The 14,509-nt window shown below is 62.9% G+C and carries 8 protein-coding genes; 7 read left to right on the top strand and 1 reads right to left on the bottom strand.

Features of this window, described 5'->3' with window-relative positions; translation table 11 throughout:
• Nucleotides 1–93: 93 nt before the first annotated feature.
• A complete protein-coding gene (locus U0S50_RS07480) occupies nucleotides 94–996 on the bottom strand; it encodes a LysR family transcriptional regulator (RefSeq protein WP_322308142.1) in 903 nt (300 codons plus the stop codon).
• 179 nt (nucleotides 997–1,175) lie between these two features.
• Between U0S50_RS07480 and U0S50_RS07475 the strand changes: the two genes are divergently transcribed.
• From U0S50_RS07475 to U0S50_RS07445, 7 genes are all read left to right on the top strand, one after another.
• On the top strand, nucleotides 1,176–4,175 hold the full coding sequence (locus U0S50_RS07475) for a TonB-dependent receptor domain-containing protein (protein WP_322308141.1): 3,000 nt from the start codon (nucleotides 1,176–1,178) through the stop codon (nucleotides 4,173–4,175).
• A gap of 634 nt (nucleotides 4,176–4,809) precedes the next feature.
• Entirely contained in the window at nucleotides 4,810–7,647 is a 2,838-nt protein-coding gene (locus U0S50_RS07470; RefSeq protein WP_322308140.1) for a TonB-dependent receptor plug domain-containing protein, read from the top strand.
• Nucleotides 7,648–7,740: 93 nt separating this feature from the next.
• A complete protein-coding gene (locus tag U0S50_RS07465; RefSeq protein WP_322308139.1) occupies nucleotides 7,741–9,978 on the top strand; it encodes a prolyl oligopeptidase family serine peptidase in 2,238 nt (745 codons plus the stop codon).
• Between the two features lies 1 nt (nucleotide 9,979).
• Nucleotides 9,980–11,653, top strand: a complete 1,674-nt coding sequence (locus tag U0S50_RS07460; RefSeq protein ID WP_322308138.1) for a DUF885 family protein — start codon at nucleotides 9,980–9,982, stop codon at nucleotides 11,651–11,653.
• Between the two features lie 10 nt (nucleotides 11,654–11,663).
• Complete coding sequence (locus U0S50_RS07455) at nucleotides 11,664–12,143, top strand: DUF3830 family protein (RefSeq protein ID WP_322308137.1); 480 nt, start codon at nucleotides 11,664–11,666, stop codon at nucleotides 12,141–12,143.
• 12 nt (nucleotides 12,144–12,155) lie between these two features.
• Nucleotides 12,156–13,055 carry a bile acid:sodium symporter family protein gene (locus U0S50_RS07450; RefSeq protein WP_322308136.1) on the top strand — a complete coding sequence of 300 codons (900 nt, stop codon included), beginning with the start codon at nucleotides 12,156–12,158 and terminating at the stop codon, nucleotides 13,053–13,055.
• A 144-nt stretch (nucleotides 13,056–13,199) separates the two neighbouring features.
• Nucleotides 13,200–14,501, top strand: a complete 1,302-nt coding sequence (locus U0S50_RS07445) for an FAD-binding oxidoreductase (protein ID WP_322308135.1) — start codon at nucleotides 13,200–13,202, stop codon at nucleotides 14,499–14,501.
• Nucleotides 14,502–14,509: the final 8 nt, after the last annotated feature.

The following is a 14,509-nucleotide window of genomic DNA, read 5'->3' as shown; positions in this document are numbered from 1 at the left end:
ATGCGCGCAGAGGCGCCGCGGTGCAAATGATGCTTCTTTCGCAGGGTATAGCCCGCGAGCATGGGGCGCCTGCGATCGAGGCGCGGGTGGGCGTCACGGCGTTCCGAGCCGCCCCTCCTCCGCGATGACGCGGCTGACCTCTTCGACGAAGCCTTCGATCAGTTCGGCGTGGGCTGGGCGATCGAGCGTGATCGCGCTGACCGGGGTACGGACCGCCGGGGTCAGCCGATAGGCGGACAGCGTATCGCCCTTGAACGCGGCGACGGTAAATTCGTCGGCAACGGTGATCCCCAGCCCCTCGCGGACCAGCGCGATCGCGGCGTAATAGGTGTGGGCGGTGGCAATTTCGCGCGGTGAAATATCGAGCCGCGACAATTCGTTGGCGAAAATATCGGCCAACGGGCCGCTGTCGCGCAGCCCAACGAAATCGGTGCCGTGGAGGATGCTCATCGGCAGCGCTGCGCCGTCTTCGCCGAACTGCCCCTTTGGCGTGACGAGCAGCAGGCCCGCGCTGCCCAGGCCCACTTGAACCAGATGGGTCTGGCGGATGATGTGATAGCCGATCGCGACATCGCATTCATGTTCGTACAGGCTGCGCTCGACATCGCGGCTGTGCAGGGTCGTGATCTCGAACGACACGTCGGGCTGTTTTTCGCGAAAGCGGGCGATGGCGCGCGGGCCGATCGACAAACCGATCGAGGGCAGGGCAGCGATGCGCAGATGGCCGCCGCGCCGTGTACCGAGATTGCGCGCGGTGCGCGACAGCCGCCCGAGCTGGGTATAGACGGCCGACACCTCCAGGAACAGCTCGTGCGCCGGTTCGGTCGGAATGAGCCGGCCCTTTTCACGGCGGAACAATATGTATCCGAGCTGGTCTTCGGCGTGGCGCAGCACCTTGCTGACCGACGGCTGCGACACGTTGAGGGCACGCGCCGCCTCCGTCACCGATCCATGTTCGTACACGGCGTGGAATACCTCGATATGGCGTAGCCGCATGCGATCCTCCTGGCTGGGCGCCCCGCCACATAGCCTAAGGTTATGAGGTGGGGAACTTCGAATATTGGACGCGGGCGCATGCTTGTCGGATCAACAATGACAGATTTGTGTCGAGCGCCACCAGAAGCCGCCGATCGCAATCCAGAACATTCAATCCAGACCATAATAAGGGGTAGTTGATGACCGTCCGAGCGCGTACCGGCAGCATGAAAGCCGCATTTCTGATTTCCGCCAGCCTGTTGGTGGCCCCGGCGGTCCACGCCCAGTCGACCGATTCGGCGGCGCCCGCCGATGAACAGCAGACCGACCAGGATATCGTCGTCGTCGGCACCCAGATCCGCAATTCGCAGGTCGCGGGCCAGCTGCCCGTATCGGTGATCGGCAAGGACGATATGGACGCGATCGCGGCAACGTCGGGTTCGGACCTGATCGCCGCGCTGCCTTCCAACGGCACGATGAACTTCAACGGCACCGATACCGTGTCGGGCGGTGTCCATTCGGCACGCGGCGACATTTCGTCGGTGAACCTGCGGAGCATCGGTTCGGGCAATACGCTGGTGTTGCTGAACGGTCGCCGCCTGGTTCAGCACCCCGGCAACCAGACCGAGGATTCGGTCCCGGTCGCCACGGTCAACATGAACGCGCTGCCCGTGACGGGCATCGAGCGGCTGGAGGTGCTGCACGACGGCGCGTCGGCGATCTACGGTTCGGATGCCGTCGCGGGCGTCATCAACACCGTGCTGGATACCAAGTTCGAAGGCATGCAGTTGTCGGGCGAACTCGGGTTCGCCGAGAACACCAGCAAGGTGAAGCTGCGCGGCGAATTCCAGGGCGGCTGGACGTTCAACGACGGTCGTACCAACGTGTCGCTTGCTCTCAGCTATTATCAGGCGTCGCGGGTCTGGGCGCATGAACTGGACTATGCCGGGACCAGCGATCGCCGTCCCTTCGTCGAAGGCACCGAGTTCGAAGGCGATACCGGTTTCGACAACCGGTCGAGCAGCGCGCCGTGGGGGCAGTTCACCGCCTCTTCGCGCGTGACCGGACTGACCAGTTCGGCGGGCGTGTTCCACATCCAGCCGGCAACCGTCGCGGGATGCCGTGCGGCGCTGGGCACCGGCCTGTGCATCGACGACGGCAGCCTCGACCGCGATCTGCGGTTTGACATCAACCGTTCGCGCACGATGGGGCCGGGCGTGAAGCGCGGTAACGCCTTCCTGTTCCTCAACCATGATTTCGGCGGCGTTCAATTCTATGGCGAAGCGGGTTATTACCGCGCGCGCACCGACGAGTATCGCGGTGAATCGTCGATCCTCAGTTCGGCGCAGTTCAATATTTCGAAAGACGCCTATTGGAACCCGCTGGGCGCCGTGGGCAACCCGAACCGGCTTGCCGGTTTCAATATCCCGGCCGAAGGGCTGGACGTCACGCTGACCAACTATCGCGTCGTCGATGCGGGGCTGCGTCACATTCGCGTCGACAATGACTCCTTCCGCTTCCTCGGTGGCCTGCGCGGTGATTTCGGCAACTGGAGCTGGGATGGCGCGGTTCTTTATTCGGAAGCGACGACGAACGACATCACGTTCGACCGCGTCAGCAACAGCCTGTTCCACCAGGCGCTGAACCGCACCGACGCCAGCGCCTATAACCCGTTCAACGGCGGCGATATCGCCAACCCGAACTGGGGCGATACGACGCCCAATTCGCAGGCCACGATCGACAGCTTTCTGGTCGATATCGGCCGGTTCGGGAAAACGACCCTGGCCCTTGCCGATTTCAAACTGTCGAACGGCAATCTGATCAGCCTGCCGGCGGGTGACGTGGGTGCGGCGCTGGGCGTCGAGTGGCGCCGCCAGAGCTATCTGGAGGATTATGACGACCGCCTGGACGGCACGATCAACTATGTCGATGCGTTGACCGGCGACATCGTCAATGAATCCGACGTCATGGGATCGAGCGTCGCGGCCGATTCCAGCGGCTCGCGTAACGTCTATTCGGCCTTTGCCGAACTGGCCGTGCCATTGGTCAGCCGCGACATGGACGTGCCGCTGATCCGCAAGCTCGACCTTCAGATCGCGGGCCGGTTCGAACATTATTCGGACGTCGGCAGCGTATTCCGCCCCAAATTCGCGCTGTCCTGGTATCCGATCGACCAGCTTCAGTTCCGCGGTTCCTATGCCGAGGGTTTCCGTGCCCCCAACCTGGAACAGCTGAACAATGAAGTGACCACCCGCGTCAGCACGGTGATCGATTATTACCGGTGCCAGGCGAGCGTGAACAAGGGCGATACCGCCAATCTGGGCGCCTGTGTCGGCAACGACCGCGTCGAGGAACGTCGCTTCGGCAACGTCGACCTGAAACCCGAAACCAACGTCAGCTATTCCTTCGGTGCCGTGCTGACCCCGGCGCGCCGCCTGACGCTGACGGTCGATTACTGGCATATCAAGCAGCGCAACCTGGTCGGCATCTTCGGTGCCGAAAATCTCGCGGCGCTCGACTATGTCAGCCGTACCCAGGGCAATGGTGGCCTGCCCGGCATCTTGCGTGCCGATCCGACCGCCGACGACATCGCCTATTATCAGGGCAGCGGGCTCAACCCGCTGGGCGAGATCATCCAGATCGACGATCTGTTCACCAATCTGGATACGCGTACCAGCGCGGGCATTGATCTCGGCCTTTACTACACGATTCCCGATACGCCGGTCGGCAAGTTCAACATCAAGCTGAACGCTTCCTATATCGACAAGGCCTATCAGGGCCTGTCCGAACAGGCGCAGCAGATCCGCGACACGTTGGGCGAAGTGGTGCCGCTCGAGGCGATCGGCGATCTGGTCGAGCGGAACGGGCGTCCGAAATGGCAGGCTTCGGGTACGCTGACCTGGTCGAACAAGGGATGGAGCGTCGGCCTGTTCGGACGTTATGTCGGCAAATATTTCGATACCGGTATCGTCCAGGACGACACGGGCGCGAACTGGAAGGTGAAGGACAATTTCACCATGAACCTTTATGTCCAGAAGCGTTTCGAAGATGGGCCGCTCGAAGGATCGCGGATCCGTTTCGGCGTCCGCAACCTGCTCGACACCAAGCCGCCGTTCCTCGATGCAACCTATGGCTATGACGCCAAGCTGCACAGCGCGGAAGGTCGCTTCTTCTATACGTCGGTCCAGGCCAGCTTCTAAAGCCGGCCAGCGCCTGCTGCTTTTTCATGCCGTCCAGCGGACAGGCGCGCAGGATCGAAAACAGGACGCCCGGGGGATATTCCCCCGGGCGTTTTTGTTTGCGCGCCGGAAGGGGCGTGACACGCCGCCGCCGTCGCGGGGCCGGGGGATGGCAGCGGTGCGCGCGGGGTCGCTGTGGCGCTGTTCACGGTGATCGTTCGGTGAATTCATCTCCACTAAAAGATGAAAATCATGTGAAATTGCATATAAATAAGTCGATGGGGGAGCGTGGGGCGCGCCGCGGGCGCGCGTTGGCGCGTCCGCGGCCAGGCCGAATCGCGGGTTCGTTTTGGCGACAGTGATGGTCGCTATTTGCGGAAGGTCCATGCAATCATTACGGAAATCATTCCCAGGATTGACATTATCTGTCGGCACGCGGCGCCGTTCGGAATCCGGATCGCCCGGCCCGGCGCGCGTCGAAAGGCCGCAGCAGACGGTGGTGCGAGGCGGCATGTTTCACAATTTTTACATCGCTGCATTGACGCATCGAAAAAAATATGATCAAAATCACGCAACTGTTCACGGATAAGATCGGCGTCCAGCGTCGGCGATCGTGAATGTCGGATAGGGCATTCCAGGTTGGGGAGTAGTGACAATGGGTATCAAGCGGGTTTCATCGGTGCGGACGGGGCTTCGGGGCGGTTCGGCGTTGTTCCTGTCGATGGCGGTGATGGGCACGGCGATGGCGCAGGAGCCCGTTGCCGGCGAAGAAGGAGGCGCCATTGTCGTCACCGGATCGCGCATTCCGCGCCCTGACGTCGAATCGAACAGCCCCGTCAACGTGATCGGCGAGGAAGAAATCAAGCTGTCGGTGACGAACGAGACCGAGCAGCTGTTGAACGCCTTGCCCCAGGCGGTTTCGGGTGCGGGCGCGCAGTCGAACACGGGCAATGGTTCGGCGACGGTGAACCTGCGCAATCTGGGCACGGTCCGTACGCTCGTCCTTCAGAACGGGCGCCGTATCGTCGGGGCATCGCAGGACGGCGTCGTCGACTTGAACATGATTCCGCCCTCGCTGGTCGCGCGGGTCGAAGTCGTCACCGGCGGCGCGTCGGCGGTCTATGGCTCCGATGCGATGGCCGGGGTGGTCAACTTCGTGATGAAGGATGATTTCGAGGGACTCGAGGTCGGCGGTTCCTATGGCATCAGCGATGAGGGCGATGCCGAACGCTATAATTTGGAATTCACCGCGGGCGGCAATTTCGGCGACGGGCGCGGCAATCTGGTGTTCCACGGCAGCTATTACGATCGCGCGCAGGTCAAGGGTGCGGCGCGCAGCCATGCCACCGTCTATCTGGCCGACGCCATCGTGAACGGCGAGCCGGTGCTGGTGCCGTCGGGCAACGGCGTGACACCGCAGGGGACGATATTCAGCCCGCAGCTCGTCGGCCTGACCGACCCCTATGGCAACACCATCGGGACGGCCGGCATCTTCTTTGCCCCCGAAGGCTGGCGCGCCTATCGCCAGAGCGACGGATTCAACGACCGGCCCTTTACCAATTTGCAGATGCCGATGCAGCGCTGGTCGGGGTCGCTGCTCGGTCATTATGACGTGACGGACAATGTGCGGGCCTTCTGGGAAGGCTCCTATGTCCATAGCAAGATCAATTCGACGCTGGGCGCGGTGCCGATGAGCAGCTCGGGCTTTATCCCCGGGTTCCAGCTCGATATCCGCAACCCCTATCTCGACCCGACGCTGCGCGATTTTCTGAGCGTCAATATGGACGCCGACGGCGACAGCCTGGTGCCGGTGAACATCAACCGCCGCCTGCTGGACGGCGGATCGCGCACCAGCGACCAGACGCGCGATTTCTGGCGCTTTGTCGTGGGGTTGAAGGGCGACCTGACCGACCGGCTCAAGTGGGAGGTCTTTTACAACCAGGGGCAGACCAAGGTTACGGACGTGCAGGGCGGCGGCGTCCTGATCGACAGCTTTGCGAACGGTTTCCGTACCGATCCGTCAGACCCCTATAAATGCGCGGTCGCCGATCCCAAATGCGTCGTGCTCAACCCCTTTGGGCTCAACTCGCTGACCCGCGAGATGATCGACTATATCTATACCGACCTCACCAACATCACGACGATCCGGCAGAAACAGCTCGGCGCTAGCCTGACGGGTTCGCTGTTCTCGCTTCCGGCCGGGGATGTCGGAATCTCGCTGGGCGCCGAATATCGCAAGGAAAGCTCGGCCTTCGATCCCGATCAGCTTTATGTGATGGGCAAGGCGCTGTCGCGCTCGGCGGGGCTCAGCCCGACCGCCGGTTCGTTCGATGTCGCGGAGCTTTATGGCGAGCTTTATGTCCCCGTCCTCGCGGATATGCCGGGCGTCGAACTGCTTGCGTTCGAGGGCGGCGCCCGCTTTTCCGATTATTCGACCGCGGGTTCGGTCTGGTCGTACAAGATCGGCGGCGAATATTCGCCGTTCCGCGGCCTGAAATTCCGCGGCCTGTACCAGCGCGCGGTGCGTGCTCCGAATGTCGTCGAGCTGTTTTCGGGCGCGACCAACACGGCGCCGCAGGCGGTCGATTTCTGTAATGCAGGGACCGGGCGCACCACGGCGGAGCGCGATTTCTGCGTCAACGCACTGGGCATTCCGGCGTCGGTGATCGACGTATTCCAGCAGGAAAATCAGCAGATTCGCGCCGTCACCGGCGGGAACCCCAACCTGCAGGAAGAAACATCGGATACCTGGTCGGTCGGTGCGGTCTTCCGCCCCGAATTCCTGCCGGGCTTTCAGCTCACGGTCGATTATTACAACATCAAGATCGACGATGCGATCGGATCGTTCGGCGGCGGGCTGCAGTCGGTGATCAATGCGTGCAACGCCGACATGTCGCTGTCGAACATCTTTTGCACGCCATTGCGCAACCGTACCCCCGACGGTCAGCTTTACGACGTGCCGCTGCTCAACGCGAACATCGCCAAGCTCGAGGCGTCGGGTATCGATTATCGCATCGATTACCGCCACAGCCTGGGGTCGGCCGGAAACCTGTCCTATTATCTGGCTGGGACCTATTTGATCGACGCGATCTCGCAGGGCAGCCCGATCGTGAATCCGGTGAATTGCGCGGGCTATATCGGCGGCGGAAGCTGTTCGACGGCCAACCCCAAATGGCGTTTCACCCAGCGCCTGACGTGGGACATGGACAATCTTCAGGTCTCGCTGCGTCATCGTTTCATCGGGTCGGCGAAGGACGGCCGCATTGCGGGTGCGAAGGCTTCGGGCGCGGCGATCCCCTTGCTCGCCGTGCCCGAGACCGGCGACGTCCATTATTTCGACCTCAGCGCCAATCTGGACGTGACCGACAACAGCAGCATCTATGCCTCGGTCGACAATCTGTTCGACCGCGACCCGCCCTTCTATCTGTTCGAACGTGAAACCTATGACGCCATCGGGCGCCGCTTCACGATCGGGTTCCGGGCGAACTTCTGATTGGCAAAAGGCCGGTCGGGGCGGCATCCTGTCGTTCCGATCGGTCGGGCGTCCCCATACCCGGCCAGGCTGCCATCGCTGTAGGTGAATAAGATGTTGATTTTCCGATCGTTCGGAGTTGCGACAGCGCTGCTTCTTTCGACCGCGCTAGCCGCCCAGGACCGGACGCCAGAGCGGCCGTGGCCCCATGCCCCGATCCACGGCGGCGCCGAGGCGCCGGGCACGGACCTGTCGATCGACGAACTCTATCGGTACAAGAGCCTGATCGGAACCAGTCCGGAGGGGTATAGCTGGGCTCCGGACGGGGACAGCGTGCTGTTCCTGTGGAACGACGAAGGATATAGTTTTCGCGATCTCTGGTCCTATTCGGTGCGGACCGGGAAAAAGACCCGCCTGACCTCCCTTGGCCGCGACAGCAAGCCCGAGGCCGAACAGAAGGGGATTGGCGAGGCAATCGCGCTGGGCAAGGGGCGGGCCGCCTTTACCCTGGCGGGGCAGCTTCACATCCGCGAAGCCGACGGCAGGGTGACGCAGATTGAAACCGACAAGCGCGCGGTGCGCAAGCTGGCGCTGTCGCCCGACGGCAAGCGGCTGGCCTTTGTGTCGGGTCTGCCGGTCGATGCCCGCAACCGTGTCACGCTGGGCGGCCTTTTGTGGGTGCGCGACCTGTCGGCCCGCGAAGGCGAGGCCGCGCGCCGCGTGGTGGGAAGCGATGATCCCAAAATCTATGTCGAAAGCTTTGAATGGGCCAAGGACGGACGCACGATCGCCTTTCAGCAGGCCGACGATCGCGCGATGCCCGAACGCGACATATTCTATTACACACGCGACGGGCTTCAGAATAACCGGGTGATCCGTGCCTTTCCCGGCGACGAAACCACGCGGGCCACCGTGGGGGTCGTCGATGTCGCGACCGGCCAGCAGCGGCTGTATGAGCGGCCCGACGCAAAGCATCATATCTGGGGCTATGGGCTGTCCAGCGATGGCAAGCGGCTGTTCGTCAGCGGCTCCGACATGGAGGCCAAGGAACATACGATCTATGTTTATGACGTGACCTCGGGCGCACGCGAGACATTCTATCAACTGCACGAACCCCGCCATCTGCGCCCCGATTGGCAGGTCGCATGGGCGCCTGGCGACGACGGCCTGATCATCCTGACCGATCGCGACGGCTGGCTGCACCTTTATCACCAGCGCCGGGCGGGAGACACGCCGCGGCAGATCACCGACGGGCGCTGGGAGATCGCATCCTTCGACGTCGACGCCAAGCGCGGCCAGTTGTATTTTACCGCCAACAAATCGCATCTTGCCGACCGCCAGCTTTATCGCGTGCCCTTTGCCGGTGGCGCGGTCGAACAGATCAGCGGCCGCGCGGCCGGAACGCACGAGCCCGTCTATTCACCCGATTTCCGGCATATTGCCGACTGGTACAGCAATGATGCGACCCCGCCCGAACTATATCTGATTGACACGGCGAAGCCCGCGGCGACGAAGAAGGTCACGGCGTCGCCGCAGCCTGCCTTCTATCGCCAGACCTGGGCCAATATCGGATATGCGGAGTTCCCCAGCCATGTCGACGGAACCAATCTTGTCGCGCGGATCAGCCTGCCGGCCAATTATGATCCCGCGAAACGTTATCCGGTCATCGTCGGTTCGGTCTATTCCGACGCGGTGCGCAACCAGTGGGGCGGGCGCCGGGCCCACCCGACCTGGGGCATCGACCAGTATTTCGTCGCCCAGGGCTATATCGTTCTCAACGTCAATATCCGGGGATCGTGGGGGCAGGGCCGCGACCATAATCAAAGCCAGTATCTCAGCTACGGCGAAACCGACATCAACGACCTGGAAAGCGGGGTCCGTTTCCTGATCGAAAAGGGCTATGCCGACCCCAAGCGGATCGGCATCTGGGGATCCAGCTATGGCGGGCTGATGACGATCATGTCGCTGGCGAAGAAGCCCGGCGTCTATGCCGCCGGAATTGCCGGGGCACCCGCGACCAATGTCTGGCATGCCTATCCCGCGCAAATGTGGATCATGGGCCCGCACGACGGCCCCGACATGCCCGCGCGATACGAAGCGCAGTCGGCGCTGTATCAGGCCAAGGGCATTCGCGATCCGTTGATGGTCATTCACGGAACGCGCGATCCGGTGGTCCTTTATTCCGACACGGTCGCGCTGGCCGATACGATGATCGAGCGCGAACAGATGTTTGAACTGGTGACTTTGCCAGGCGGCAATCATGCGTGGGCGAGCGACACGCTGCCGCAGGCGCGCTTTGCCTTCAAGAAGATGGTCGATTTCTTTGACCGCCATGTAAAGGGCGCCAAATAGCATGTTGCGAAAGATCACATGTTCGTTGCTGGCGGGCGCGGCGATGCTGACGGCGCAGACGGCAGGCGCACAGGAAGCAGTGCAGCGGCTCGGCGCCGATTTCTGGACGTGGCGGGCCGTGACCCAACCCGCGTCGAGCGACGATATTCCGCGTATCGTGCGCCCCGAAAAATGGACGCCCGACTGGTCCGCAGCGGCGGTGGCCGATCAGCGCCGCAAACTGTCCGCGTTCGAAGCCCAGTGGAAAACGCTGTCCGACGCGCCGCGGACGGTGAGCGAACGGGTCGATTATCGTCTGGTCGGCTCTGCGCTTGCGCGTGTCCGGTGGGAACTGGATCATGTGGCCGCATGGCGGCGCCAGCCGCATTTTTATATCGCGCAGGCGCTCAACCCGATTTTCGAGCGGCTGTTGCCCCCGCCCCCTGTCGAAGCCGACCGGATCGATGACGTCGTCCGTCATCTGGACAATGCGCCGCATCTGTTGTTGGCCGCACGGGGCAATCTGGATGATATGCGCGGTCCCTTTGTCGAGGCCGCCCTCCACCAGATCGCCGATGTTCCGGCGAGCCTGCGCGGCATGGTCGCCGGGCTTGCGCCCCACGCGACCCCGGCGCAGCGGCGGCAGCTTCGTGCCGCGAGCGAGAGGGCCATCGATGCTTTTTCCGCATTCGCGGCCTTTCTGACCGAAAGGCGCGGCGGTTTGTCCGATGCGACCGCGGTTGGTCGGGACAGCTATCGCTATTTCCTGAACGACGTGGCCCTCTATCCCTATTCGCCCGACGAACTGCTCGTCATGGGACGCCAGGAATGGGCCCGATCGGTGCTGTTCGAGGAGTTGGAGCGTAACCGCAACAAAGGGATGAGCGAGCTGCCGATCGCGGATTCGATCGACACCGTGATCGCGCGGCTGGACGCCGACGAACAGAAGGTCCGCCGATTCCTGCGCGACCATGATCTGCTGACCATTCCCGACTGGGCGGGGCATTACCGTGCACAGCCCTTTCCCGCCTATCTCGCGCCGATCGGCTGGCTGGGGCGCACGTTCGACCTGACCGACCGGACGCGGGTGGGGCAGGACGCGACCGTCTATCTGCCCGAACCGTCGCCGAAACTGGGATATTTCAACCTGTCGATCACGCGCGATCCGCGTCCGATCATCGTGCACGAGGGTGTGCCGGGCCACTTTTTTCAGCTGACGCTCGGCTGGCGTCACCCCAACCCGCTGCGTCGCCATTATTACGACAGCGGTGCGAACGAGGGGACGGGCTTTTACGCCGAGGAGATGATGCTTCAGGCCGGATTGTGGACGAACGATCCGAAAACGCGCGAAATCATATATAATTTTGCCCGGTTGCGGGCATTGCGGGTCGAGGTCGACGTCAAGTTGGCCCTCGGTGAATTCAGCGTCGCGCAGGCTGCCGACTATCTGGAAGCGATGGTGCCGATGGACCGCGCCACGGCCGAAGAGGAGGCGGTGTTTTTCGCCGCCGCGCCGGGGCAGGCGATCAGCTATCAGATCGGAAAGATGCAGACGGCGGAGTTTCTGGCCGAAGCGCGCGTGCATGAGGGGAAGAATTTCGACCTCAAGCGCTTTCACGACTATCTGTGGCTGAACGGCAATGTCCCCATCGCGCTTCAAAAAGAAGAATATCTGGCGTTGGCGGCAGGGAAATAGGGGGGGGGCTATGCGACTGATCCGACTGGTCGAGCCGCAATCGGGATTGTCTGCCCGGTGCAGGCTGCTCGACGACGAAGCGCCGATTTCGTCCGCTTTCCTGTGGAGCCTTGCCGAACGCAAGGCCGGTTTCGAGGCGATGCACGCGATCTGGACCGGCCCCGAAATATCGGTGCCAATGCCCGCGTCGACGCTGCCCGACGGGATGGACCGCCCGGCCGTCCCGCCCGAAAATGCGACATCCCATCCCGACGCCGGCGATATCGTGCTGGCCTATCTGGCGGCAGGCAGCACCAAGGGGCTGCCGCCCGGGGATTTCTATGACATCGGTTTGTTCTATGGCGGTGGCGGACGCCTGTTGATGCCCTTTGGCTGGATACAGGCCAATGTGTGCGCGCGGATCGTCGACGAGGATATGGCGAAAGCGGTAGCCGATTGCCGCAGCATCCGCCGCAATGGTGCGTGCACCCTGTCGATCGAGACGGTCTGAGGGGCGGGCGCGATGAGCTATGATCAACTCATGTCGCTGCTGGGCAACTGGCTTTTGCCCGGTTCGCTGGTCGCGATCATGGCCTCTATGGGGCTGTCGCTGACCCCGGACGATTTCCGGCAGGTTTTCCGCAATCGACGCGCGCTGATCTTTGGCGTCTGCTCGATGCTGATCGTTCCGCCGCTGATCGGGGTGTCGCTGGCGCTCACGGTGGCGCCGACGGCGGCGCTGGCGGTCGGTTTCGTGCTCCTGGCGACGACGCCGGGGGGGATGCTGTCTAACCTGTTCACCGACATGGCCAAGGGCGATCTGGCGCTGTCGATGTCGCTGACGCTGATGGTGAGCATCATCTATATCTTCGTCGTGCCCTTTTACGCGCATTTCGCGCTGCTGCACTTCATGGGAATGGCCGCGGAAGTGCGGGTGCCGCTGGGGTCGTTTTTCTGGAATATTTTCTCGATCACCCTGCTGCCCGCGACGACCGGCTTTCTGATCCGCGCGTGGAAGCCCGCCTTTGCCATCTGGTTCAAGTCGCACCTGAAACGGATTGCGACCGTCGTGCTATTCGCATCCTTTGGCGTGATCCTGTTCGACCAGATTCCGGTGCTGCGCGAAAATCTGGGGGCATTGTTCTGGATCACCGTCGCGCTCAACCTGATCATGGTCGCGGTCGTGATGGCGATCGCGCGCTTTGCCGGGTTCAGCCGCCGGGAGAATATCGCGATCGGCGTCGAACATCTGATGCGCCAGGAAGGCACCGCCATCTTCATCGCCGTTTCGGTCGTCGGCAGCAACGAAATGTCGTTGCCGATGATCATGAATACCCCGGTCGCGCTTTGCGTCGTGCTGCTGTTTGTCGCCGTTGCGCGGCGGATGCCGCATCGCGAACCCCGACTGGCCACAACCATTTGAAACATAACAGGACATAGATCCCGGCAAGACCGGGTGAGCAGGAAAGTTCGACGATATGAAGTTGTCCCGAGCAGCGGGCTTCGCAGGGGTGCGCAAACGTATCTTTGCGACGCGACCGGCCGTCGCCTTTGTGAAAGCGCGGTAATGCTGCACCAACCATTTCCCAACCGCGAAGGAAAAGCGCGGCTGACGGCGCCCCTGTGGACCGCAACGGCGGCCCCGGGGCCCCGGCTGGCACCGCTTTCGGGCGACGTCGAAACTGACGTTCTGGTCATTGGCGGCGGCATCGCGGGCCTGTCGACCGCGCTGCATCTGGCCGAAGCCGGCGTCGATGTCCTGTTGCTGGAGCGGGGACAGCCAGGCGACGGCGCGACCGGGCAGAGCGGCGGCCTCGTCGCCCCCGATTATATCCGCCACACCCCGGAAACGATCCGCGATGTCCTGGGCAGTGCCGACGGCGAGCGTATGACGCGGATGATCGGTCGCTCCGCTCAGCAATTGTTCGACCTGATCGAACGGCACGGCATCACATGCGAGGCGCGGCAGGACGGCTTTTTTACCCCGGCGCACAGTGAAGCGCTCGCCGAAAGCCAGCGCGGGGTCGCCAATCAGTGGCGCTCGCGCGGCCATAACGTCAGCTTCGTCGAGGGAACCGCGACCCGCCGTTCCTTTGGGGCGGAGCGTTATTGCGGGGCGCTGCACTTTGCGGATGGGGGCAGCATCAATCCGCTCGCCTATGTGCGCGGGCTCGCCGCGGCGGCGGCGGCGAAGGGTGCGCGATTGTTCGCGGATACGCCGGTCGACGCACTGGTTCAGGAAGGCGGTCGCTGGATCGCGCGCACGGCGATCGGCAGCGTTTCGGCGCGGCGGGTGGTTCTGGCGGCAAATGGCGGGAACGCGGACCTGCACCCTGCGCTGCGCAAAACGGCGTTGCCGCTTCATGTCTTTCAGTTCGCGAGCGCGCCGCTGTCCGGCGCGGCGCGGCAGGTGATCCTGCCCAGGGGCGGGGCCTTTACCGACAAGCGCCCCTATCTGTTCACCGCGCGGCGCGATCCGGCCGGGCATCTGGTCTCGGCCTTTCCCATGTCCTATCTGGTCCGCGGTCCGCGCGGTTGCCACCGCGAGGCGAAAAGGCGGCTTGCGCAACATTTTGCGGTCCTTCCCGATCCCCGGATCGACTATCTGTGGCACGGTACGGCGTGGGTGAACACGTCCTTCCTTCCCGAAATCTATGACCTTGGAAACAGCGCGATAGCGATCCAGGCTTGCAACGGGCGCGGCATTGCAACCAACAGTACGATCGGGGCAGAGGTGGCGGCGTGGCTGGCGAGCGGCGACGAAAAGGCCCTGTCGGTACGGCCGCGAGCGCCGTCACCCGTCGCATTCTATCGCGGGGCGGCCATGCTGCCAAAAATCCTGATGTCGATGGCGCGTTTGTCGAACTGAAGCCGAAG

Origin of the sequence: Sphingopyxis sp. (assembly GCF_034380315.1) — a bacterium.
Classification (GTDB): Bacteria; Pseudomonadota; Alphaproteobacteria; order Sphingomonadales; family Sphingomonadaceae; genus Sphingopyxis.
The sequence above is the reverse complement of the archived record's forward strand: the minus strand, read 5'-3'. Positions and strand labels throughout refer to the sequence as shown.